At 59.5% G+C, this 22,796-nt stretch carries 28 protein-coding genes; 21 read left to right on the forward strand and 7 right to left on the reverse strand.

Going from position 1 to position 22,796, the window contains the following annotated elements; translation table 11 throughout:
* The first annotated feature begins 148 nt into the window (after positions 1–148).
* The 6 genes from AC2GXZ_RS02525 to AC2GXZ_RS02550 all read left to right on the forward strand — a co-directional run bounded on the left by AC2GXZ_RS02525 (position 149) and on the right by AC2GXZ_RS02550 (position 4,718).
* Positions 149–1,420 (forward strand): hemolysin family protein, encoded by a 1,272-nt coding sequence (locus tag AC2GXZ_RS02525; RefSeq protein ID WP_483758243.1) that lies wholly within the window; start codon positions 149–151, stop codon positions 1,418–1,420.
* Between the two features lie 4 nt (positions 1,421–1,424).
* Complete coding sequence (locus AC2GXZ_RS02530) at positions 1,425–2,024, forward strand: 5-formyltetrahydrofolate cyclo-ligase (protein ID WP_483757544.1); 600 nt, start codon at positions 1,425–1,427, stop codon at positions 2,022–2,024.
* 2 nt (positions 2,025–2,026) lie between these two features.
* Positions 2,027–2,851, forward strand: a complete 825-nt coding sequence (locus AC2GXZ_RS02535; protein ID WP_483757545.1) for a TIGR00282 family metallophosphoesterase — start codon at positions 2,027–2,029, stop codon at positions 2,849–2,851.
* Positions 2,852–2,961: 110 nt separating this feature from the next.
* A complete protein-coding gene (locus AC2GXZ_RS02540; RefSeq protein WP_483757546.1) occupies positions 2,962–3,330 on the forward strand; it encodes a hypothetical protein in 369 nt (122 codons plus the stop codon).
* 84 nt (positions 3,331–3,414) lie between these two features.
* Positions 3,415–3,759 (forward strand): hypothetical protein, encoded by a 345-nt coding sequence (locus AC2GXZ_RS02545; protein WP_483757547.1) that lies wholly within the window; start codon positions 3,415–3,417, stop codon positions 3,757–3,759.
* A 104-nt stretch (positions 3,760–3,863) separates the two neighbouring features.
* On the forward strand, positions 3,864–4,718 hold the full coding sequence (locus AC2GXZ_RS02550) for an MBL fold metallo-hydrolase (RefSeq protein ID WP_483757548.1): 855 nt from the start codon (positions 3,864–3,866) through the stop codon (positions 4,716–4,718).
* Between the two features lie 21 nt (positions 4,719–4,739).
* On the opposite strand, the gene AC2GXZ_RS02555 is transcribed toward AC2GXZ_RS02550, so the two are convergent.
* Positions 4,740–5,252 carry a pyridoxamine 5'-phosphate oxidase family protein gene (locus AC2GXZ_RS02555; RefSeq protein ID WP_483757549.1) on the reverse strand — a complete coding sequence of 171 codons (513 nt, stop codon included), beginning with the start codon at positions 5,250–5,252 and terminating at the stop codon, positions 4,740–4,742.
* 168 nt (positions 5,253–5,420) lie between these two features.
* On the opposite strand from AC2GXZ_RS02555, the gene AC2GXZ_RS02560 reads away from it, so the two are divergent.
* Positions 5,421–6,167 (forward strand): YebC/PmpR family DNA-binding transcriptional regulator, encoded by a 747-nt coding sequence (locus tag AC2GXZ_RS02560; protein WP_483757550.1) that lies wholly within the window; start codon positions 5,421–5,423, stop codon positions 6,165–6,167.
* 81 nt (positions 6,168–6,248) lie between these two features.
* Here AC2GXZ_RS02560 and AC2GXZ_RS02565 read toward each other — a convergent pair whose 3' ends face one another.
* From AC2GXZ_RS02565 to AC2GXZ_RS02575, 3 genes are all read right to left on the reverse strand, one after another.
* Positions 6,249–7,838, reverse strand: a complete 1,590-nt coding sequence (locus AC2GXZ_RS02565; RefSeq protein WP_483758244.1) for an inorganic phosphate transporter — start codon at positions 7,836–7,838, stop codon at positions 6,249–6,251.
* Positions 7,839–8,043: 205 nt separating this feature from the next.
* Positions 8,044–9,054 (reverse strand): LLM class flavin-dependent oxidoreductase, encoded by a 1,011-nt coding sequence (locus tag AC2GXZ_RS02570; protein WP_483757551.1) that lies wholly within the window; start codon positions 9,052–9,054, stop codon positions 8,044–8,046.
* Between the two features lie 105 nt (positions 9,055–9,159).
* The gene (locus AC2GXZ_RS02575; protein WP_483757552.1) at positions 9,160–10,527 is read right to left on the reverse strand and encodes a hypothetical protein; all 1,368 of its coding nucleotides are present in this window, start codon (positions 10,525–10,527) and stop codon (positions 9,160–9,162) included.
* A gap of 184 nt (positions 10,528–10,711) precedes the next feature.
* On the opposite strand from AC2GXZ_RS02575, the gene ruvC reads away from it, so the two are divergent.
* From ruvC to AC2GXZ_RS02620, 9 genes are all read left to right on the forward strand, one after another.
* Positions 10,712–11,221 (forward strand): crossover junction endodeoxyribonuclease RuvC, encoded by a 510-nt coding sequence (gene ruvC / locus AC2GXZ_RS02580; RefSeq protein WP_483757553.1) that lies wholly within the window; start codon positions 10,712–10,714, stop codon positions 11,219–11,221.
* Between the two features lie 71 nt (positions 11,222–11,292).
* A complete protein-coding gene (locus AC2GXZ_RS02585; protein ID WP_483757554.1) occupies positions 11,293–11,544 on the forward strand; it encodes an AbrB/MazE/SpoVT family DNA-binding domain-containing protein in 252 nt (83 codons plus the stop codon).
* Positions 11,545–11,550: 6 nt separating this feature from the next.
* Positions 11,551–11,982 carry a type II toxin-antitoxin system VapC family toxin gene (locus AC2GXZ_RS02590; RefSeq protein WP_483757555.1) on the forward strand — a complete coding sequence of 144 codons (432 nt, stop codon included), beginning with the start codon at positions 11,551–11,553 and terminating at the stop codon, positions 11,980–11,982.
* Positions 11,979–12,593, forward strand: coding sequence for a Holliday junction branch migration protein RuvA (gene ruvA / locus AC2GXZ_RS02595; protein WP_483757556.1), 615 nt, complete (start codon positions 11,979–11,981; stop codon positions 12,591–12,593). The genes AC2GXZ_RS02590 and ruvA overlap by 4 nt, the downstream gene beginning before the upstream one ends.
* A gap of 32 nt (positions 12,594–12,625) precedes the next feature.
* The gene (locus AC2GXZ_RS02600; RefSeq protein ID WP_483757557.1) at positions 12,626–12,757 is read left to right on the forward strand and encodes a hypothetical protein; all 132 of its coding nucleotides are present in this window, start codon (positions 12,626–12,628) and stop codon (positions 12,755–12,757) included.
* On the forward strand, positions 12,754–13,794 hold the full coding sequence (gene ruvB / locus AC2GXZ_RS02605; protein ID WP_483757558.1) for a Holliday junction branch migration DNA helicase RuvB: 1,041 nt from the start codon (positions 12,754–12,756) through the stop codon (positions 13,792–13,794). The genes AC2GXZ_RS02600 and ruvB overlap by 4 nt, the downstream gene beginning before the upstream one ends.
* The gene (locus AC2GXZ_RS02610; protein WP_483758245.1) at positions 13,787–14,314 is read left to right on the forward strand and encodes an NUDIX hydrolase; all 528 of its coding nucleotides are present in this window, start codon (positions 13,787–13,789) and stop codon (positions 14,312–14,314) included. Before ruvB ends, AC2GXZ_RS02610 begins: the two co-directional genes overlap by 8 nt.
* Before the next feature lie 53 nt (positions 14,315–14,367).
* The gene (locus AC2GXZ_RS02615; protein WP_483757559.1) at positions 14,368–14,589 is read left to right on the forward strand and encodes a hypervirulence associated TUDOR domain-containing protein; all 222 of its coding nucleotides are present in this window, start codon (positions 14,368–14,370) and stop codon (positions 14,587–14,589) included.
* On the forward strand, positions 14,582–14,977 hold the full coding sequence (locus AC2GXZ_RS02620; RefSeq protein WP_483757560.1) for a hypothetical protein: 396 nt from the start codon (positions 14,582–14,584) through the stop codon (positions 14,975–14,977). The genes AC2GXZ_RS02615 and AC2GXZ_RS02620 overlap by 8 nt, the downstream gene beginning before the upstream one ends.
* Here AC2GXZ_RS02620 and AC2GXZ_RS02625 read toward each other — a convergent pair.
* The 3 genes from AC2GXZ_RS02625 to AC2GXZ_RS02635 all read right to left on the reverse strand — a co-directional run bounded on the left by AC2GXZ_RS02625 (position 14,971) and on the right by AC2GXZ_RS02635 (position 18,026).
* The gene (locus tag AC2GXZ_RS02625; RefSeq protein ID WP_483757561.1) at positions 14,971–15,852 is read right to left on the reverse strand and encodes an NAD-dependent epimerase/dehydratase family protein; all 882 of its coding nucleotides are present in this window, start codon (positions 15,850–15,852) and stop codon (positions 14,971–14,973) included. The genes AC2GXZ_RS02620 and AC2GXZ_RS02625 overlap by 7 nt on opposite strands.
* Positions 15,849–16,676: a glycosyltransferase gene (locus tag AC2GXZ_RS02630; protein WP_483757562.1), complete on the reverse strand. Its 828-nt coding sequence runs from the start codon at positions 16,674–16,676 to the stop codon at positions 15,849–15,851. The genes AC2GXZ_RS02625 and AC2GXZ_RS02630 overlap by 4 nt, the downstream gene beginning before the upstream one ends.
* A gap of 129 nt (positions 16,677–16,805) precedes the next feature.
* Positions 16,806–18,026, reverse strand: a complete 1,221-nt coding sequence (locus tag AC2GXZ_RS02635) for an NAD-dependent epimerase/dehydratase family protein (RefSeq protein WP_483757563.1) — start codon at positions 18,024–18,026, stop codon at positions 16,806–16,808.
* Positions 18,027–18,148: 122 nt separating this feature from the next.
* Between AC2GXZ_RS02635 and ybgC the strand changes: the two genes are divergently transcribed.
* The 5 genes from ybgC to tolB all read left to right on the forward strand — a co-directional run bounded on the left by ybgC (position 18,149) and on the right by tolB (position 22,684).
* On the forward strand, positions 18,149–18,598 hold the full coding sequence (gene ybgC, locus AC2GXZ_RS02640) for a tol-pal system-associated acyl-CoA thioesterase (protein ID WP_483757564.1): 450 nt from the start codon (positions 18,149–18,151) through the stop codon (positions 18,596–18,598).
* Between the two features lie 341 nt (positions 18,599–18,939).
* On the forward strand, positions 18,940–19,659 hold the full coding sequence (gene tolQ, locus AC2GXZ_RS02645; RefSeq protein WP_483757565.1) for a protein TolQ: 720 nt from the start codon (positions 18,940–18,942) through the stop codon (positions 19,657–19,659).
* Positions 19,660–19,687: 28 nt separating this feature from the next.
* A complete protein-coding gene (gene tolR / locus AC2GXZ_RS02650; RefSeq protein WP_483757566.1) occupies positions 19,688–20,146 on the forward strand; it encodes a protein TolR in 459 nt (152 codons plus the stop codon).
* Positions 20,147–20,155: 9 nt separating this feature from the next.
* Entirely contained in the window at positions 20,156–21,346 is a 1,191-nt protein-coding gene (locus AC2GXZ_RS02655) for a hypothetical protein (protein WP_483757567.1), read from the forward strand.
* 30 nt (positions 21,347–21,376) lie between these two features.
* Positions 21,377–22,684 carry a Tol-Pal system beta propeller repeat protein TolB gene (gene tolB, locus AC2GXZ_RS02660; RefSeq protein ID WP_483757568.1) on the forward strand — a complete coding sequence of 436 codons (1,308 nt, stop codon included), beginning with the start codon at positions 21,377–21,379 and terminating at the stop codon, positions 22,682–22,684.
* Positions 22,685–22,796: the final 112 nt, after the last annotated feature.

Genomic DNA, 22,796 nt, shown 5'->3' on the forward strand with positions numbered 1-22,796 from the left:
AGGTGCATAGTTCCGAGAACCGTCTCCCGGTTTTCCGAACTGTGCGCGAGATCACATACGGAACGGAACGACTGTCGCCATATGCGGCCATCGTTATGGCGCGCAGGATATTGTCCCAGCTCAAGAGCAACTTTTGTTAACCGAAATCATCATCGTCATTGCACTCACTGTGATCAACGGTGTCCTGGCAATGTCGGAGCTTGCCGTCGTTTCCTCCCGTCCCGTGCGCCTCAAGGTCATGGCAGAGCAAGGTAATCGCGGTGCAGCCATCGCGATCAAGCTTGCCGAGGATCCGGGTCGTTTTCTGTCAAGCGTACAGATCGGCATCACGCTTGTGGGTGTCCTCTCCGGCGCCTTTTCCGGAGCGACACTCGGTACGCGACTGACCTCGTGGCTCGAGGCCCAGGGGCTTCCTGAAAATCTTGCCGATTGGCTTGGCGTCGGCGGTGTGGTGGTGGTGATCACCTACATGTCGCTCATTCTTGGTGAGCTGGTGCCCAAGCAGGTTGCGTTGCGCGCGCCCGAGGCCGTTGCTGCGCGCGTTGCCCCGGCGATGAAGCTCATCGCCACCTTCGGTGCGCCGATCGTGTGGTTCCTCGATATTTCCGGCCGTTTCGTGCTGATGATCCTTGGTCAGAGGGGTGAGACCGACGACAAGGTGACCGACGAGGAAATCCGCACGGTTCTTGCCGAAGCTCAGATTGCCGGCGTCATCGAAAGTGGCGAATCCGAAATGATTTCCGGCGTCATGCGGCTCGCCGACCGGACGGCGCGTGGCCTGATGACGCCGCGCCGCGACGTCGAAGTGATCGATACCGAAGATGATCCGGAAGAAATCCGAGCCCAGCTTCGCGCAACGACCCGCTCGCGGCTGCCGGTTCGCAAGGGCAGTTCCGACGAAATCCTCGGGGTGCTGTTCGTCAAGGATGCCTATGATTTCATGGCGGGCGGCAAACAGTTCGACATCCAGGTTGCGATGCGCGACGCGCCGGTCGTTTCCGATCTCACCGGCGCGCTCGACGTCATCCAGGCGCTGCGCAAGGCGCCGGCGCATATGGTGCTGGTTTATGACGAATACGGTCATTTCGAGGGTATCATCAGTTCCGGCGACGTGCTGGAGGCGATTACCGGCGTGTTCCAGGAGGATTCGACGGACGAGCCTGCGATCGTGCCGCGCGCCGATGGCTCCTACCTGGTCGCCGGCTGGATGCCGGTGGACGAATTCGGCGCGCAGATGGGGATCGCGATCGAGGACGATCCCGGCTACGAGACGGTTGCCGGTTTCGTGCTGGACGAGTTGAAGCATCTGCCGGATCTCGGCGAAAGCTTCACGACGCATGGCTGGACCTTCGAGGTCGTCGATCTCGACGGGCGCCGGATCGACAAGCTGCTCGTCTCCCGGGCACAGGAAAAGGCCTGATCTGATGTCGGGGCAACCGATCAAGGCAATGCTGCGGGCCGAAAGGCTCGCCGCGCGTGATGCCGTATCCGCAGCCGATCGGGCGGCGAAAAGCCTGTCGATCGCCTCACATGGCCTCGCTGTGATCGATGCTGAGCCCGGGACCATCGTTTCCGGGTTTCTGCCCATCCGTTCTGAAGCAGATACGCGGCCGTTGATGGACATGCTCCGGTCAAAAGGCGTGCGGCTTTGCGTGCCGGTCATTCTCGACAGGCAGACGATTGTCTTTCGCGAGATGATCGAGGGTAAGGACCTCGTGCCGGTCGGCTTTGGAACGGTCGGGCCCGGCAACGATGCCGAGGTTGTCGATCCCGATATCATGCTTGTTCCACTTGCCGCCTTCGATGTGCGGGGGCATCGGATCGGTTACGGTGCGGGCCATTACGATCGCGCGATTCACCGTCTGCATCAAAAAGGCCGCAATCCACGGCTGATCGGCATTGCATTCGACTGCCAGGAAGTGGCATCAGTGCCGGAAGAACCTCATGATATCAGGCTTCATGGCATTCTGACGGAAAGCGGCTATCGCGACCTGTCCGGTGAAGCCATTGCGAAGATTGGATAGGAATGCGCCTTCTCTTTCTGGGTGACATGGTCGGCAAGACCGGCCGAACGGCCGTATGGGAAAAGCTGCCGGGCTTGATCTCCGACCTGAAACTCGACTTCGTCATCGTCAACGGCGAGAACGCGGCCGGCGGTTTCGGCATTACCGAAGACATTTACCTCGAGACCATCAATGCTGGTGCCGACGTGGTGACGACCGGCAACCATGTGTGGGATCAGAAGGAGGCCGTCAGCTTTGCCGGCCGTCACGACCAGTTCCTGCGCCCGGCAAACTATCCCGCCGGCACGCCCGGCAAGGGATCCGGAATTTTTTATGCCCGCAATGGTGCCCGCGTGCTGGTGGCCAACATCATGGGCCGGGTGTTCATGCATCCCGAACTCGACGATCCCTTCAAGTCGGCAGAGACGATTCTGGAGGCTGCGCCGCTGAAGGATCAGGCGGATGCCGTGATCTTCGACTTCCATGCGGAAGCAACAAGCGAGAAGCAGTGTTTCGGGCATTTCGTCGATGGCCGTGCCTCGCTCGTGGTCGGCACGCATACGCATGTGCCGACCGCCGACTGCCAGATCCTCAACGGCGGCACGGGTTACATGTCGGATGCCGGCATGTGCGGCGACTATGACAGCTCGCTCGGCATGGACAAGGAAGAGCCGCTCAACCGCTTCATCTCGAAAATGCCGAAAAGCCGTTTCGAAGTGGCAAGCGGGCCGGCGACGGTCTGCGGCCTCGGCATCGAGATCTCGGATTCGACCGGGCTTGCCGAAAAGATCGAGCCGATCAGGATCGGACCGCGGCTTGCGGAAACGATTCCGAGCTTCTGGCGTTGATGGAGACGCGCTGATTTCCATGCTATCGTACCAGTGCGTGAGATCCCGCGCTGGTATTCCAGCCGGGCGGGGCATTCTTGCCCCCGGGAAAACCGGCTGGAGAGAATTTTATGGTCGATCCGATTGCCCCTGTCGGCGCTCCGTCTGCGTCAGCGCCGATCAAGACGGAAAGCAGCCTTTCGATTGCGGAGCCCGACAATGCCTGGACTGATGCCCGGCAGTCGCAAATCAATGCGGATCTGGCAGCTTTGAAAGATGCCCGGCCCGAACAGGCGGATGGGCTGGACGAGCAAGAGGTTCCGGAGAATTCGCTCGACGACCGGCATCCACACCGGCGCCAGGAGGCCGCAGCATCCGAAACGGCCGAAACAAACGACGAGGTATCCGAGGCTGCCAGGTTATCCGGTGAAAGCGAGCGTATCGGCACCCGCAATTTCGATGATAAAACACCGTTCGGTCATCGTGTGCTGATCATCTGATCTCGACTGTGCCGATGATGGGTTCGAGGGCGAGGCCGTCGTGTCGAGGCGCTTTCAAGTTTCTGGAGATAGTGAATGCATCGAATGTTCTGCGGCATGCTGCTGGCTTTATCCCTTGTGATAGCCGGCGGTGCAGCGGTCGATGCGCGGCAGGCGGTGCCCGAGGCCGTGCAAAGCTGGCCGCAGAAGAAATGCGCGTTTTATGCCAAGGCCTGGCGAGAACTTCTCCAGCTTTCCGGCCCAGCCGGTGTGACCGACGGGTTCATTCGCGGGAATTTGGATTTCATCGCGGCCGGCTGCTCGAATGGCGCAGATGTCTGCCCGGTTTCGAGGGCCGATATTGACCTTGCCAACCAATTGACGATGGCTGCGATGAATTTCGGGACGGCCAGTTCGTTTCTTCCGTTCATATGCCGGCAGCCCAAATGACGGAATTGTGAGGCGCCCGGCAACGATGCGCGCTGGACGGTTTGGTGGCGGTCCAGCATCCTTTCAGCTCTGAATGAGAATGAACGCATTTCCCGGAGTGTGGCATGACGCTGCGAACTCTTGCATTCGGTCTTTCGGCATTTCTTCTTTCTTCTTTGTTTTCTTCGGCCTTTGCCCAGGACGGCGGTCTTCCGGTCAGCCAATGCCAGGCGATCGCACAAAAACTGCCCAATGTGCGTTTCGCCAATTTCTCCCGCTCGGACGTCCAGCTCATACAGGCGGACAAAAAACGCAAGTTGGCGGAGCGGGAAGAGGTGAAGATCACATTTGTCGGCCACTCGACCTATTTCATCGAGACGCCCGGCGGTGTCGGCATCGCGACCGATTATAGCGGCGTCTACAAACCTTATCGAATGCCCGATGTGGTGACGATGAACCGGGCGCATTCGACCCATTACACACTCACCCCGGAGCCTGAGATCCAGCATGTGCTGCACGGGTGGAGCGACGTCCCTGGCGAAAAAGCCGAGGTCCGCGAGATGGTCGGCGATGTCTATATCCGTAACGTCGTCTCCGATATCCGCAACTGGGGTGGCGGCATCGAGCAAAACGGCAATTCGATCTTCATCTTCGAAGTGGCGGGACTGTGCATCGGCCATCTCGGGCATCTGCATTTCGAATTAAACGAAGCGCAATATACCGAAATCGGCCGTCTCGACATATTGATGGTGCCGGTCGATGGCGGGCTTACCATGGGAGCTGACAGCATGAGCCGCGTCGTGCAGCGGCTGCGTTCTTCGCTTATCCTGCCGATGCATCGTTACGGTCCGCCGCTCGACACGTTTCTGGGCATGTTCGACGGCAAGTTCGATATTGCCTATGCGAAGGAACGAACGATCACCGTGTCGATGCGCTCCTTGCCGAAGAAGCCGACAATCCTTGTGCCGCAGGGCCTTTAAGGCCCCACGGCATATTCGACATCAATGAACGGCCGAGAAGGTCAGGTGCTGTTTGACGCCGACTTCGGGCATCTTCTCATCCTTGATGTTGGCCTTGGCGATCTCCCAGCCGAATTTCAGCGTGTTATTGGTCGATACCCAGATCTCGGCATCGTCGACCTTGAAGGCGAGCATGGTGAGAAGCGGATCTTCCTTGCCATTCTCATACCAGGCTGCGGTTACGGCGCTCCAGTATTCGTCGCGCTTGACGGGATCCAGACGCACGTCGATCAGCCCGGACAGGAAGGCATGGTAATCGTGGTTCTTGCCGGTGACGCAGAAATGCGCCTTGCCGCCAGCGCCGACGGCGCGCACGAGATCGGTATCCGTCTTGCTGAAAAACCAGATCGTGCCGGTCTTGATGTCGACATTCGGTGCCATCGGCTGGAAATGCATGTGCGTGCCTTCAAGGCCGAGCATGCCGGCATGGACGGCGTTGATTTCGTCCCACAGCTGATGCTCAGGGGCCTTGCGTGCTTCGGTCAGGCTTGCCATTTTTCTTCTCCTTCGCTGTTTCACTCAAGGGACAAACGGCAATATGGCGCGGTTTGTTCCTGAGACGGGGAGGCGAGATAAACGGCAAATGGCTGAATTACCTTGAACGGTGGTCACTTCGAAATTATAAGGCGCCATTCCCAAACAGGCTAAACTATCAGGGGTGCCATGGCTGGCCATTCACAGTTTAAAAACATCATGCACCGCAAGGGCAAGCAGGACGGTATCCGTTCGAAGATGTTCTCCAAGCTCGCACGCGAGATCACGGTCGCTGCAAAGACCGGCTTGCCTGACGTGACGATGAACGCCGCGCTGCGCCTTGCCGTGCAGAACGCCAAGGCGCAGTCGATGCCGAAGGACAATATCGACCGCGCCATCAAGAAGGCATCGGGTGCGGACGCCGAGAACTACGATTCGGTGCGTTATGAAGGTTACGGTCCCGGCGGCACGGCGGTCATCGTCGAGGCGCTGACCGACAACCGCAACCGCACGGCCTCCAATGTCCGCTCGATCTTCACCAAGGCCGGCGGGGCGCTTGGCGAAACCGGCTCGGTTTCGTTCTCCTTCGACCATGTCGGCGAAATTACCTACAAGCTTTCTGTCGGCGATGCCGATGCGGTGATGGAAGCGGCGATCGAAGCCGGTGCCGATGACGTGACCACCGACGAGGAAGGCCACACGATCATCTGCGGCTTCGAAAGCATGGGCGAAGTCTCTAAGGCGCTCGAAGCGACGCTCGGCGAAGCCGAAACGGTCAAGGCCATCTGGAAGCCTCAGAACACGATCGAAGTGGACGAGGAAAGAGCTCTGTCGCTGATGAAGCTGATCGACAACCTCGAAGACGACGACGACGTGCAGAACGTCTATTCGAACTTCGAGGTGTCGGAAGAAGTCATGGCCAAGCTTTCGGCCTGATTTCAACAGACGCAGTAAAAATTGAAAACGGCACCGGTTTCCGGTGCCGTTTTCATTTGAGGAACGTTGTGCCGCGCCTGATCAGAAGACCTGGCGCAGTGCCACGAACAGCACGAAGGCGAGCATGATCGAGGCCGGCAGGGTAAGCACCCAGGCCATCAGCATGTTGCGCACGGTCGACCATTGCAGGCCAGAGCCATTGGCGGCCATCGTGCCGGCCACACCGGACGACAGAACATGGGTGGTCGAAACCGGTAGACCAAAATGGTCGGCAGCACCGATGGTCAGCATGGCGACGACTTCGGCGGATGCGCCCTGACCATAGGTGAGGTGGGTCTTGCCGATCTTTTCGCCGACGGTGACGACGATGCGCCGCCAGCCCACCATCGTACCGAGGCCGAGCGCCATGGCGACCGCGACCTTGACCCATAGAGGAATGAACTTCGTCGCGTTGTCGACGGCGCCGTGATAGGCCTTGACCGCATCCAGATCGATGCCCTGGACGGCCAGAAGCTTGTTCTTGTCGATCAGCTTCAGGGCCTCGCCGATCAGGTAGATGTCGTTGCGGATGTTGCCGATCAATCCGGTCGGCACGGCTTCCAGTGTCGGGAATTTCGCGATCTCATCACTCGATGAGTGAATGAACTGTTGAAGCGCGACCGTCGTCTGATCGGTCCAGGTCTTGCTCTTTACAGCCTTGGAGACCTCGGCCTTGGCGTCGGTAACGGTCACGCCAGGCTTTGCGTATTTCTGCAACACGGCCTCGACATTGGTCGATGCCTGCTCATAGGCCTGCAGGTATTTCGGATCCGGGGTCCGGTTCAGGGCGAAAGCCGTCGGCACAAGGCCGATCAGGATGAGCATGATCAGACCCATGCCCTTCTGGCCGTCGTTGGAGCCGTGAGCAAAGCTGACGCCGGTGCAGGTGAAGATTAACAGGCCGCGGATCCAGCGCGGCGGCGGCTGGTTGCCCTTCGGCGCCTCATAGAGTTCCTTGTTGCGGACAAGAACTTTCATGACCAATAGCAATATGGCCGAAAGGCCAAAACCGACGATCGGCGAAACAAGCAGCGACATGCCGATATTGCCCGCCTGCGACCAATCCACACCACTGGTGGCCGAGCCCTGCGGCGCGAGGAACTGGTTGGCGAGGCCGACGCCGATGATCGAGCCGATCAACGTGTGCGAACTGGAGGAGGGCAATCCAAGATACCAGGTGCCGAGGTTCCAGACGATGGCAGCGATCAGCAGCGCAAAGACCATGGCGAGACCAGCGCCGGAGCCGACCTGCAGGATGAGTTCCACCGGCAGCAGTGCGACGATACCGAAGGCCACTGCGCCGGAGGAAAAAAGCACGCCGAGGAAGTTGAAGAAGCCGGACCAGACGACGGCGAGTTCCGCCGGCATTGAGCGGGTGTAGATGACGGTCGCCACCGCATTTGCCGTGTCGTGAAAGCCGTTGACGAATTCGAAGCCCAGCGCAATCAGCAACGCGACGCCAAGCAGAACCCAGGGCACGGAATTTGCCACTTCCAGATCGCCCGCAAGCGACGCGCCGACATAGACAAGACCGGCAAGCAGGACCAAGCCGAAGATCGGCAGGAACCATTTTCCAATCGAACTGCGGCCCTCAAGGGGATGGATAGACGCGGAGGTTTTTTGGGAGGCGATGGCATCTGTCACGTTCAAGAACTCCACACGTTGCCAGAGTTAACAAATGTTAATTACGGCAGGTGAACTTGTTGTGACAGCAATGTGAGGGGCGGTTGCAAACGGAACCGCACGGCCTCCCAATCCTCCTGTCCGTGCCTTTCCCCGGCGTGAGGGAAGGGCATGATCGATTGGAATGGGAGGCCGGCTTTATCGGAGATTGGGGCTATAAGGCTCCGGGCTGCTGCTTTTCCATCAGCGACAGTGATCCGAACAGCTCGACCGAATGAAGGCGCTTGTCGATATCGTGGATCGGCATGGAGACGATCAACTCGTCCGCCTCGGTATCCGCGAGGAAGCTGCCGAGCTTTTCTTCCAGCGCCTTCGGCGAACCGACGGCCGCATAACGCAGCGTGTGCTCGACGCTCATCTTTTCCATCGGCGTCCAGAAGCCATCCATGCTGTCCAGCGGCTTGGGGAAGCGTTGGCGGACATTTTTGCGCAGGTTGACGAATTGCTGCTGCGAGGAGGTGAACAGCTTTTCGGCTTCCGCGTCGGTATCGGCGGCGACGCCCATGACACCGACCATGACATAGGGCTTGTCGAGTTCGGCCGAGGGCTGGAAACGGTCGCGATAGATGGCGATCGCATCCATAAGCATGTCCGGCGCGAAATGCGAGGCAAAGGCGTAGGGCAAGCCGAGGGCTGCGGCCAGATGGGCGCTGTAAAGGCTCGACCCCAGCAGCCAGAGGGGCACATTGGCCTGGGTGCCGGGAACGGCGATGACCGCCTGGTTCTCGATCGGCGTACCGAGCAGGTGTTTCAACTCGACGATATCCTGCGGGAAATTCTCCGCGCCGGCATCGATGTTTCGCCGAAGCGCGTTTGCGGTGCGCATGTCGGTGCCTGGCGCGCGGCCGAGGCCGAGATCGACGCGACCCGGCAAAAGCGCTTCAAGCGTGCCGAACTGTTCGGCGATGACGAGCGGCGAATGATTGGGCAGCATGACGCCGCCGGAGCCGACACGGATGGTCTTTGTGGCTGCACCCACATGGGCGATGACAATCGCGGTCGCGGCGCTGGCAATGCCCGGCATGCCGTGATGCTCGGCAAGCCAGACGCGCTTGTAACCCTGTTCTTCTGCTTTGATTGCCATCAGTCGGGATTGATCGAGCGCTTCGCGCACCGAATAACCTTCGCCGATCGGCGAAAGGTCGAGGATCGAAAACGGAATCATGGGGCCTGCCTTGAGCGCAATATGAAGGTTCTGCCTCTATCTAGGCACCCGATCTCGCGCATGCGACCCTTGGTCAACGAAAAAGGTGCCGAAGCACCTTTCTCATCACGTCTTGACCAGTCGCAGGTGACTGCGGCGCCGCGGTGGTCCGCTGTCGGAAGGCGGAGCGTTTTCCCGCAGGAGCGTGACGGGTATGAACCGGCCGCAATGCCTGTTGATGCCTGCCAGTTCCTGGGCCATTCGCGCCAGGATCGTGTCGAGCACATGGTCGAGGTCCTTGCGTCGGCCGGCGAGCCGGATGCTGCCGTCGACGATCGAGCCGGTGCGGGACACGAGATCGGAGAAGGTGCCGGTGGCATCACCGACCTTAGAGAGCTTGTTTTCGATTTCCAGCAGGTTCCGGTCGATATGATTTTCCCCGCGGGCGATATGCTCGAAGGAGGAGCGCGCGTCGGCAGATGACCGGGCGATCTGACGTTCCAGCAGAGACATGTTTCTGGCCGCCTCCGCACCGTCTTCCGCGATGGTGCGCAGTTCCGCGGCGAAGGAGCGGAGCATATCCTGCGTTGTCTCGTTGTTGGCCGCGGCGATATTGATGTTGACCGAAAGCATATTGGTGCGGAATGCCACGTCCCGCATGACCGCTGCCGCAACCGTTGCGCCGGCACTGGTCTCCGCAAGATCCGCGGCTGAGGTCGCTGCAGCCGCTGCTGCTTCTTTTTCGTCGGCGTGATGCTGTCTTGCAGCCGAAGCCATCGATGCCAGTTCGGAAAGCGCGACCTGATGTTGTTCCAGAATGTCGCCTATGTCCTTCAACCCGTTGCCGGCGGCCGAGAGTTGTGGAAGCTCGCCCGCTGCGACTGCACGCTCCTGCATCAGCCGCAGCCGTGCCTCGGCGCATTCGCCATGCAGTGCGCTGGCGGAAAGGGTGATTTCCGAAATGCTCTCATCCAGGGCATCGAGCGCGCGGTTGAAATCGCAACGCAGACCTTCGAACTCCTGAGAAAACTCCGGTTCGCAGCGGGCGGCAAGATCGCCGGCCGCAATACGGCGAAGGCCCGTATCCAGCACGCTCAGGGCCTCTTCCGCCGCCTTCAGGCGCTGGAGATCGCGGTCTGCGACGGATGATCGTTCCAGCTTGAGCGATATAGGGGCGGAAAACGCGGTCCTGTCATGAAGAGAGGTCGGCGACATGTCGATACGGTTGCCCCGGTCGATGTTTTCGACATCCTGCTGTCTGCTCTGGTTTGCTGCCGGCATCGTCACGGATATCCGGCTGCGCGCATGCATGCCGGCAATGCGGGTGGCCATCATGGCCGTCGCCATCGAAAGAACGATGACGCCCGCTGCCAGCGCGGTCGTCATGACCGCAGTCCAGTTCGGCATGAGATGCGATGCCAGGATCGCCATAATCCCGTTCTGAAGCAAAAGCAGAACGAAGATATTGATGAACAAAGTACGACGTTCAGACATCGCCTCGACCTCCCTCTCGAATCATTCGAGCAATCCAAGAACGCAGAACAGAGGCACGCGTTGCGTAGTGACCGGAAATGGTTCGCCACATGGTTAGCAATCGGTAAAGGGTAACCGACTGCTCATGTTTCTGTTTTGTTCATATTTTGGTGGCACTCAGAGATGCATGAGGTTAGGGTGAAACATGGCAGATATCCTTCGAATCATCGGCATCGATCCCGGCTTGCGCCGCAGCGGGTGGGGCGTGATCGACACGATCGGCAATTCGCTGCGTTTCGTCGCGTCCGGAACCGTGACCTCTGATGGAGATATGGATCTCGCCTCGCGCCTCTGCCAGCTGCATGATGGATTGGCCGAGGTCGTGCATGCCTACAAGCCCGATGAGGCGGCCGTCGAGCAGACCTTCGTCAACAAGGATGCCGTTGCCACGCTGAAGCTCGGCCAGGCTCGCGGGGTGGTGATGCTGGTTCCGGCGCGTGCCGGACTGCCGGTCGCCGAATATGCACCGAATGCCGTCAAAAAGGCGGTGATCGGTGTCGGTCATGGCGACAAGAAGCAGATCCACATGATGCTGAAGATCCTGATGCCGAAGGTGGAGTTCAAGGGCAACGACGCGGCCGACGCTCTCGCCATCGCCATCTGCCACGCCCATAACCGCGGCGGCAACCGGATGCGTCAGGCATTGGCAGGCTGATTTTCGGATAGGTTTGTTCTTGACTTGTTCTCTTGGTAAGATATTTTCTTACCTGACAAGGAGCAAGCGTCATGCGTGTTACATCCAAAGGGCAGGTGACCATTCCTCGCGATCTGCGGGAACTGGCCGGCATCACACCGAATAGCGAAGTCATCTTCGGCATCGAAGGTGGTGTCATCACCGTGACGCCGAAACATGGTTCGACTGCGCAAGCGGATCGTGCGCGGCTGGATCAGTTCATCTCGACGCTCGATCGGATGGGCGGCACAGGTGATCAGGCAGTCGATGCCGACGATCTGATGCGCATCACGCGAGATCGCTAAAAGCAGATGGCGACGTTTGTCGATACCAATATTCTCGTCGATCTGGCGGTACGAGACGCCGCTTGGCTCGACTGGTCGCGGGCTCAGCTGTTGGCTGCGATGAAACGCGGTAGCCTGATCATCAACCAGATCGTGTTTTCCGAATTCTCCTATCGTTACGACGACATGGATACCGTTGAATCGCTCCTGCCGCGTGATCAGTTCGTTCGCGAAAATATGCCATGGCCGGCTGCATTCATGGCCTCCTATGCCTTCCGGCGTTATCGTGCCGCCGGTGGCCTGCGTGACCGTGTCTTGCCGGACTTCCTGATCGGCGCGCATGCGACGGTCCGTGGCTACACACTGCTGACGCGTGACCCTTCCGGTTATCGCAGCTATTTTCCGGGCATAGAGCTGATCGCGCCCGACACACATCCAATATCGGGAACCCAGACATGATCGGCAAACTCAAGGGAACTATAGACGAGATCGGCGACGACTATGCGCTCGTCGATGTCCATGGTGTCTGCTACGAGGCATTCTGCTCGTCGCGCACCCTGTCACGGCTGAGTGTCGGCGAGGCAGTCGTGTTGTTCATCGAGACCTATGTACGTGAGGATCAGCTGAAGCTGTTCGGCTTCATCTCGGCACTCGAACGCGAGTGGTTCGGCCTGCTGCAGAGCGTACAGGGCGTAGGCTCGAAGGTGGCGCTGGCGGTTCTGTCGACCCTGACGCCATCGGAGCTGGCCAACGCGATCGCGTTGCAGGACAAGACTGTCGTCTCGCGTGCGCCGGGGGTCGGGCCAAAGGTTGCGGTGCGCATCGTCACCGAATTGAAGAACAAGGCACCGGCCTTTGCAGGCGAGGCTTCCGTCAATATCGGGCTGAAGCAGGAACTCGGCGAGGGCGTTGCCTCTGCACCGGTTGCCGATGCCGTCTCGGCGCTTACCAATCTGGGTTATTCGCGCGATCAGGCCGCCAATGCCGTGGCCGCGGCGATGAAAACGGCAGGCGACGATGCCGACAGCGCCAAGCTTATCCGGTTCGGGCTGAAGGAACTGGCGCGGTGAAATCCGTGCAGGATGGAGGAAGGTCGTGGCTGATGCTTGATCAATCGGTGGCGTTCGCCGATAGCTTGATCACGCTGCGCAGTCGCGCGGCCGATGACCGCGCGACCCCGATCCTCGACAAAAAGGCCGCGATCTGCGTGCCCGGAATGGAACTTCTCGCATGACCGATGACAACCGCCTCATCTCGCCGGAAAAGCGTGGCGAAGATATCGATACGGCGCTCCGGCCCCAATCGCTGGACGAATTCACCGGCCAGGCGGAAGCGCGCGCCAACCTGAAGATCTTCATCGAGGCGGCCAAGAACCGCGGCGAGGCTCTCGATCATGTGCTGTTCGTCGGGCCGCCGGGGCTCGGAAAAACGACGCTGGCGCAGATCATGGCCAAGGAACTGGGCGTCAATTTCCGTTCGACCTCCGGTCCGGTCATCGCCAAGGCCGGCGATCTGGCAGCGCTTTTGACCAATCTCGAAGAGCGCGATGTGCTGTTCATCGACGAAATCCATCGGCTCAGCCCGGCGGTCGAGGAAATCCTCTATCCGGCGATGGAGGATTTCCAGCTCGACCTGATCATCGGTGAGGGGCCGGCGGCGCGTTCGGTAAAGATCGACCTGTCGAAATTCACGCTGGTTGCCGCCACTACCCGTATCGGGCTGCTGACGACCCCGTTGCGCGACCGTTTCGGCATTCCCGTCCGGCTGTCATTCTACACGGTGGACGAACTGGAAGGCATCGTGCGCCGCGGGGCGCGGCTGATGGGGCTGAACATGACGGACGAGGGTGCCCGCGAGATCGCCCGCCGGGCGCGGGGAACGCCGCGTATCGCCGGCCGCCTTCTGCGTCGAGTACGCGATTTTGCCGAAGTGGCGCGCGCCGAAGCCGTGACCAAGGAAATTGCCGATGAGGCGCTTATCCGTCTCAATGTCGACCATGCCGGTTTCGACCAGCTCGACAAACGTTACCTCAACATGATCGCGGTGAATTTTGCCGGCGGTCCTGTGGGCATCGAGACGATCGCTGCCGGCCTGTCCGAACCGCGCGATGCGATCGAGGATATTATCGAGCCCTATATGATCCAGCAGGGGTTCATCCAGCGGACGCCGCGCGGGCGTGTTCTGACTGCGACGGCGTGGAAACATCTCGGCCTGCAGCCACCGAAGGACATGGAAGCGGCGCAGTTTCGGATGGGTTTTGATGATGAGTAAGACGGTGAAGCCGCAGGACATGCGCCTGCGCATGAAGTTCAAGCCGAAGCGGATTTTCCAGATGCGGATCGCGGGACTGGCTTTTCGCAACGGTCATGTACTCGTTCACCGTGCCATCCATGAGACATTCTGGACCTTCCCCGGCGGACGTGCGGAAATGGGCGAGACGTCGCAGGAGACGCTTGCGCGGGAAATGGTCGAGGAACTCGGGGTAACCGCTGAAGTTGGCCCGCTTCTGTGGGTGGTGGAGAACTTCTTCCGCTATGAGGAAAAGGACTGGCACGAACTTGGTTTCTATTACCGGATGGAACTGCCGATGAGCTTTCCGTTCCATTCGACGGATATCGTCCACCGCGTGGTCGATACCCACGAACTCGAGTTCAAATGGGTGCCGGCAACAACTGCGGCTTTGCGGGCGCTCGATATTCCGCCTTACTTCATTGCGGACGAGATCGAAGCATTGCCGACCTCGCCCCGCCATGTCGTATGGCGGGACGGCGATCTTGATCTGAAGAACTGATTTCGGAACTTCATGAGGCTCATCGAGTTTGCCTAGAGCGAAAGGAGCCGCTTATGCAGAAGATCCAAGTCGGAACCGAAGTGGAATGGAAATGGTCGCGCTTCAAGGCGCATGGCAAAGTCACCCGGAAATTCACCGAGACCGTGGAGCGTCAGATCAAGGGCAAGACGATCACGCGAAAGGCAAACGAGCAGAAGCCGGCCTTCCTGATCGAACAACAGGATGGCGATCATGTGCTGAAGAGCCTGTCGGAACTCCGGAGGGCGCATGACTGAGGTCCAGATCGATAACCGTCCGCCCGCCGATGTTGCATCTGCCGCTGAAAAAGGCCTGAAACTTCGCGCGAAATTTCGCCGCGGCGGAACCACTGTCGGGATTGCGCGCGCCCGCGACCTGCATCACCGGAAATCGCTTTCCGACCAGACAGTGAAGCGAATGGTAAGCTATTTTGCACGCCACAAGGTCGATAAGCGGGCCGAGAATTTCGGCAGCGAAGAAGAGCCTTCGACCGGTTACATCGCCTGGCTGCTATGGGGCGGCGATGCAGGGCAGAAATGGGCTGAACAGCAGGCGAAAGTCATTGAGTCCCGCAAGGAGAACAGGCGCAAGAGCGAACGACACGGCAAGGACGGCAATGTCCTGCGTCATGCATCACATCAGTGAGCCGCCCCCAACGGACGCGCCAGAGCAATCATCGTCTTTTCGAACCGCCGCATTCCCCCCGGCTTCCAGCCGATGCGGCGGATCTTCTGTGTGTCCATAACGTTGGCGGATAACGCCGTGAGCGCGACGAGTTGTGCCGAAATGCCCAGCCGTTCGAGGATCCCGCGCGTATCGACGGTGATGTCCGAGAGATTGAAACATTCACCGTTGATGACGGCGTCATCCATTTCGATCATCAAGCGAACGGCATCAGCAACATCGTCGCCATGGACTTCCGTTCCGGCGCGTGGGGCAATCGTTTTTCCAGCAAGCGCGTCGGTAATCAGGCCCTCCCATTTGTTGGGAAGAAGCTCTCCGTAAACACCCGTCGCCCGCAACGCTGCCGTGACGAAATCCGGGGCGGAAAGCCCGGCAAGGGCTTGCTCGCAGGCGAGCTTGATCTCGCCATAAAGGGAGGTCGGAGCCAGTTTCAGATCCTCCCTCAGCATTGTGCCGACCGGCATGCCGTCATAGACCGCGCGGCTGGAAAGCAGGACGGCATGGCCGACACCCGCAGCCTTGGCCGTCTCGAACAATCTGATCGAGCCATCGAGATTGAGAGTGCGGAAGCGCTGCGGATCATTTCCTTCACCTCCCCGGTACCTGCCGGGCAGGTGATCGAAGGCGGCATGGACGAAGGCCTGGACGTCTGCAAAGGCATGCGTCTGGTCGAGTGCCGGATCGAGATCGAGGCGGATGAACCGGACGGGGGCCGTAAAGAGGTTTTCAGCCGGTGGATTTCGTCCTCCGACCACGACCGAATGGCCGGCAGAAAGAAGCCCCTCGACGATATAACGCCCGACAAGGCCAGTTCCGCCTGAGACGAGAACCCTCACGCGTGCTCTCCGGACGTTGTAAGTGCGGGTCCCGGAAGAGCCGCTATGTCCGGAATATTCCGACCTTCGTAGAAGGCGTGCCACAGGTCGATCAGCGGTTTCAGTTTTTCGGCCTTGGGATGATCTGTCTCCCAGGGTTTTTCATACTGGTAGTGCAGGATCGCGATGTTCTGCCAGTCCCACAGGGCCGGCATGGTGAACCAGACATATTGCAGCATGTTCATTGTTACCGGCAGGCCGTGCCAGTCGGGAAAAAAGCTCTCCAGAAATGTCTGGTCGGTGCGCCGCCAGAACATGCCGGGCCGGTCGAGGGCGGCAAGCATGCGTTCGAACGTCTCTGCCGACGGTTTGGCGACGAAAACGCCGGAGTTCATCCGGTGGAAGTCCGCAAGTGTCTCATAGACATTCGGCGCGGCACAGAATTGCGGGTAATCGAACAGCTTGTCGATATTTTTCAACACAACAATGTCAGCGTCGAGGAAGACCACGGTTCTGTAGTCGGTGAGCTGCCAGAGCCTCAGCTTGCAGAAATTATCGAGCGGCGTGTGGAAGTCCGGTTTGCGGCCCTTGGTGAAGGGCGCCTTACCATGCAGGTTTTTTCGTGCATGGCGTTGGTTGAAGTCGTCGGACAGCGGCAGGTGCTCGACGGTTACGATGCGGCAGCCGAGCGACTGGAGATTGGCCAATGCTTCCGCCGTGACTGCTCCGGTGTGGAGAATGACGATATCGGCCTTCGTCCCCGTGCAGCGCAGAGAATGGGCGAGGGCAGTGGCGCCCATGACATAGTCGGCATTGGTGACAAGGGTGACGAAAGCGTTTTTCATGGCGGGTGCCGCTTGCGAGTTTGGTTGCCGTCGTCATCCTCGGGCTTGTCCCGAGGATCTACTACCGTCAGCTTATCTTCGACCAAGGCAGATCCTCGGGACAAGCCCGAGGATGACGTGATGGAGGTTTTACGAAACCGACTTCAGGCGTTTGCCTTCCGGGTCGCGCTCGAGAGTTGCGGCGATGTCCTTTGTCCAGGCCGAAACCGCGGGAACACGAGTCCGGTCAACGCGATAGGCGTATTTCTTCGCAACGTCGACGATCTCCGACAACAATCCCTCCCCAAGCGTGGTCGGCTCAAGTCCCAGTGAAAGAAACTTCTCGTTTCTGACAACGAGATCGTTTTCCGGGGCTTCCTTGCGCGGATTGGGAAGCCAGGCGATCTGGGCGCCGGTCATTTTGGAGATCATCTCGGCCAGGTCGCGAACCCGGTGCGTCTCGGTCATCTGGTTGAAAATCTCGACGCGCCCGCCCCGGGCAGGGGGATTGTTGAGGGCGATCTCGATGCAACGCACCGAATCCTGAACATGGATGAAGGCGCGGGTCTGGCCGCCGGTGCCGTGGACGGTGAGCGGATAGCCGATTGCCGCCTGGATGAGGAAGCGGTTGAGGACCGTGCCATAGTCCCCATCATAATCGAAACGATTGATCAGCTGCTCATGGATGCGCGTCTGCTCGGTATGGGTGCCCCAGACGATGCCCTGATGCAGGTCGGTAATGCGCATCCGGTCGTTCTTGGCGTAGAACTGGAAAAGCAACTGATCGAGGCACTTGGTCATGTGATAGATCGAGCCGGGATTGGACGGATAGAGGATTTCCTGGCTGACCGTGTCGCCGGCCATCGTTTCGATGCCGACCGGCAGATAACCTTCCGGAATCGCTGCGCCGACGGTCGAATAGCCGTAGACACCCATCGTGCCGAGATGGACAAGATGGGTGTCGAGATCGAGCTCCACCAGCGCATTCAGAAGATTATGCGTGGCGTTGACGTTGTTGTTGACCGTGTAGTTCTTGTGGCGGTCGCTTTTCATCGAATAGGGGGCGGCACGCTGTTCGGCAAAATGGACGATGGCGTCCGGCCGATGCTCCGCCAGCCAGTTCTTCAGCAGTTCGTAATCCTTGGCGAGGTCGATCAGGTTGAAATGGATACGGCGGCCGGTTTCGGCGTGCCAGATACGGGTGCGTTCCTGTATCGAGTCCATCGGTGTCAGTGACTGGACACCCAGTTCCGTATCGATCCAGCGACGGGAAAGATTGTCGAGAATATGGACCTCGTGGCCCGCATGGGACAGGTGAAGTGATGTCGGCCAGCCGATGAAACCGTCGCCGCCCATTACCGCTATCTTCATGAAAATTCTCCAGTGGCTTTCTAAAACATTCCTGTTAGGGAGGTAATATGACGCCCGTTGGATAGTGGGGCAGCATGCCTCGAATATCCAGTGGACGATAAGGTTTTTCCAAGGCAAGCCACATGCAGAGTGAAAATTTTCTCCTTTCGGGCGAATTGACCGAGCACGGCCATAGTCTCGTTCAGCGCGTCTATTACGAGGATACCGACTTTTCCGGCCTCATCTATCACGCCCGTTACCTCCATTTCCTCGAGCGCGGACGCAGCGACTATCTGCGATGCCTCGGCTGCGAGCAAAGCGCGCTGATCGATGCGGATGAAGAGGGGCTGGTCTTCGTCGTCCACCGGATGGAGATCGATTTCAAACAGCCGGCGCGGATGGACGACATTATCACGATCACGACGTCGACCGAAAAGGCCGGTGGCGCCAAGATGGTGCTCAACCAGCAGATCCGGCGCGGTGAAACGCTTTTGATCGTTGCCAAGGTGGTGATCGCGGTCATCAACAAACACGGCCGTCCGCGGCGGCTGCCGGAGACGATCGCCGAGAAGTTTCTCGGCCATCCAGTCTGACGGATTGCGATGCCCGCGAACCGCAGCACGAATCGATCGGCCTGATCGGATCCAGGCAGCCGACCGGCAATCATCGCCGACGGTCGGTTTTTGAGTCTTCCCAGCCACATAGGCCGACGTGTTGTAACTCATTATTAACGATAATGGTGTCTTACTCGGCGGTGAGGAATTTGTGCAACGCACGCCTTCCTTTGACCAAATTTGAAGGCGAGAAGCCAAGCAGAAACTCAGGACATCTTGGGGTTAGGGCTGCGCTCTCGGTGGTCAATCAGATTTTTGCGAGCACGCGCTTTGGAACCCGCCCGGTCGTCACGCCGGGCGTTTGGATTCGGGGATAGTTGATGGAACAGGTAGCTTTGGAAGCCGCGGCACATGACGTCAGTCTGTGGTCGCTGTTCATGCAGGCGGGGATTATCGTCAAGCTGGTCATGGTCGGGCTTATCGGCGCCTCGATCTGGACCTGGGCGATCGTGATCGACAAATACATCAGCTTCTCCAAGGCGCGGAAGCAGTTTGATCAGTTCGAACAGGTGTTCTGGTCCGGCCAGTCGCTGGAAGAACTCTATCGCACGCTCGGCGAGCGCCAGAATACCGGCCTTGCCGCCATCTTCGTGGCCGCCATGCGCGAATGGAAGAAGAGCTTCGAGCGTGGTGCCCGTTCTCCGATCGGCCTGCAGATGCGCATCGACCGCTCGATGGACGTGACGATGGCACGCGAAGGTGAGGCCTACGAAGCGCGGCTCGGTTCGCTTGCGACGATCGGTTCGGCTGGTCCGTTCATCGGCCTGTTCGGTACCGTTGTCGGTATCATGACCTCGTTCCAGGCCATTGCCGGTTCCAAGTCGACCAACCTTGCGGTTGTCGCACCGGGTATCGCGGAAGCGCTGCTCGCAACCGCAATCGGCCTTGTCGCAGCTATTCCTGCGGTCATCGCCTATAACAAATTCATGGCGGAGTCCGGCAAACTGCATTCCCGTATGGAAGGCTTTGCCGATGAATTTTCCGCCATCCTCTCACGCCAGATCGACGAAAAACTGCAGCCGCGTCAGGCGGCGCAGTAACCGTCGACAGACGAAGGAGACCTGAACCATGGGCATGTCTGCCGGAGGATCCAGAGCATCGGGCGGTGGTCGTCGTGGACGTCGCGGCCGCGGTCGGGGTGGCGTGATCAGCGAGATCAACGTTACGCCGCTCGTTGACGTCATGCTCGTGCTTTTGATCATCTTCATGGTTGCAGCCCCGATGCTGACGGTCGGCGTGCCGATCGACCTGCCGGAAACGCAGGCCAAGGCAATGAATTCCGATACCCAGCCGATCACCATCTCGGTCAATACCGAAGGCCAGATCTATCTGCAGGAAACTCCGATCGCCATCGACGAGATCGTGCCGAAGCTGCAGGCCATCGCGACGACAGGCTATAACGAACGCATCTATGTGCGTGGCGACACTGCTGCGGCCTATGGTGGCGTGATGAAGGTGATGGCCCAGATTTCTGCTGCCGGCTACAAGAATATCGGTCTTGTCACGCTCCAAGATACGAATAAGTGATCGGGTGCCATGAAGGGAAGTTTCGGCACATCGCTGGTTCTTCATACGCTGGTTCTCACCTGGGCGATGGTGACGCTCAGCGCGCCGGCGCCATTGACCGTGGCCGACGTTGAGGCTCTCCCCGTCGATATCGTGCCGGTCGAGTCCCTGACCCAGATGCAGCAGGGCGACAAAAAGGCTCCGCTGTCCGACAAGCCGTCGCCGAAACAGACCAACAATCAGAAGGTCGTCGAGAACGCCGAAAATGCCGGCGAGAACGATGTTGACCTGAAGACGCCGCCGACGCCGGCCAAGAAGCCGGTGCAGGCAGAAACTGCGGCCGCGCCGAAGCCGTCCGAGCGCCCGACGCCAACCCCGACGCCCGAGCAGAACGATGTCAAGGATATCGTGAAGGAAGAGACCGCGCCGAAGCCGACCGAAATGGCGGCGCTGCCTCAGCCCAAGCCCGAGCCGACACCGCCGAAGCCTGAACCGATCCCGACGCCGACACCCGAGCCGACGCCGGCACCGACCGAGACCAAGGCTGAAGAAATGCCGCTGCCGTCGGCTATTCCGCTGCCGGCCGCAAAGCCGAAGCCGGAGCCGCCGAAGGAAGAGGCAAAGCCCGTCGAGAAGCCGCCTGAAAAGCCGGTCGAGAAAAAGCCGGACCCGAAGCCGACCGAGACGGCGAAGACCGACAAGACGGATACCAAGGTCAAGGAGACTGCCAAGCCGACCGACAAGAAGGAAGGCAAGAAGCAGGAAACCGCCAAGTCTTCCTCGTCGCAGAAGAGCGACTTCAACGCCGACGAGATCGCCTCCCTGCTCAACAAGCAGGATGCGGCAGGTGGTGGTGCGAAACGTTCGGCCTCTCCTGCATCTACCGGCAGCACCAAGCCGTCCAACGGGGCCAAGCTCAGCCTGAGCGAAATGGATGCGCTGCGAGGCCAGATCCAGAACAACTGGTCCACCGTTGCCGGCCTCGAGGGATTGCAGGGCATGGTGATCCGGGTAACGTTCAAGCTCGACAAATCGGGGATGATCATCGGCGAGCCGGAAGTGACCTCGACTGGGGGCTCTTCGATGGCACGCCGGACAATGGAAGGTGGCGCGCTGCGCGCAGTGCTGAAGTCGCAGCCCTTCAAGAGCCTGCCGATCGACAAATACGACGCCTGGAGCGAAGTCGCCGTCAATTTCGACCCCAGTGAATTGGGGCTCTAGGAAATCAAGTAGCTGAAAGGCTTTAGTGATATGATCAGACATTCCCTCATCGGTCTCATGATGGCGATTGCCGGAATGGCGATGACGTTTTCCACTCCCGCCCGAGCGGCGGTGGAAATCAACATCAACAAGGGCAATGTCCAGCCTTTGCCGATCGCCATCACGGACTTCCAGTCCAACAATGAGCTGGGTGCCCAGATTGCCCAGGTCGTTGCCGCCGATCTGCAGCGGTCGGGCCTGTTTGCGCCGGTCAACAAGGCCGCATTTATCGAGAAGATCTCCGATCCGAACAAGGCACCCCGCTTTCAGGACTGGACGGCGATCAATGCCCAGGCACTTGTCGTGGGTCGCGTCAGCCGCGAGGCAGATGGTCGCCTGCGTGCGGAGTTCCGTTTGTGGGACACCTATGCAGGCAGCCAGATGACCGGGCAGCAGTTCTTCACCCAGCCCGATAACTGGCGGCGCCTGGCCCATATCATCGCCGATGCGATCTATGAGCGCATTACCGGTGAAAAGGGTTATTTCGACACCCGCGTCGTGTTCGTTTCCGAAAGCGGGCCGAAGACTGCCCGTCAGCGCCAGCTCGCGATCATGGATCAGGACGGCTTCAATGTCCGGATGCTGACCAATTCCAAGGATCTCGTGCTGACCCCGCGCTTCTCGCCGAACCGGCAGGAAGTCACCTACATGTCGTTCGAAGGCAACCAGCCGCGCGTCTATCTGCTGCAGCTGGAAACCGGACAGCGTGAAGTGGTCGGCAACTTTCCCGGCATGACGTTTTCACCACGTTTCTCGCCGGACGGCCAGAAGGTGATCATGAGCCTTCAGCAGGAGGGCAATGCCAATATCTATACGATGGACCTGCGTTCACGCACCACGACCCGGCTGACCTCCACCGCTGCGATCGACACGGCGCCATCCTATGCGCCGGATGGCCAGCGGATCGCATTCGAAAGTGACCGCGGCGGACGTCAGCAGATCTACGTGATGAATGCCGACGGCTCCGGGCAGAACCGCATTTCCTTCGGCGATGGTTCCTATTCGACGCCGGTCTGGTCGCCGCGCGGGGATCTGATCGCCTTCACCAAGCAGTCGGGCGGAAAATTCTCGATCGGCGTGATGAAGCCCGACGGTTCGGGCGAACGCATCCTGACGACCGGTTTCCACAACGAAGGACCGACCTGGGCGCCGAACGGCCGCGTGCTGATGTTCTTCCGTCAGGCCGCCGGTTCCGGTGGTCCGCAGCTCTATTCGATCGATCTGACCGGTTACAACGAACAGATGGTCAAGACGCCCGCCTACGGTTCCGACCCGGCATGGTCGCCACTGCTCGAGTAGAGTTGTGAACGTCTGCAATCAAGCTTGAGGCGATCTCGCCTCTTTGCTGCCTCAATCTCGCGGGAATGGGGCAGATAAGGGATACCGGAAGGTTTGGTTAACCATAGCCATT

Source organism: Aliirhizobium sp. YIM B11859 (assembly GCF_057163345.1).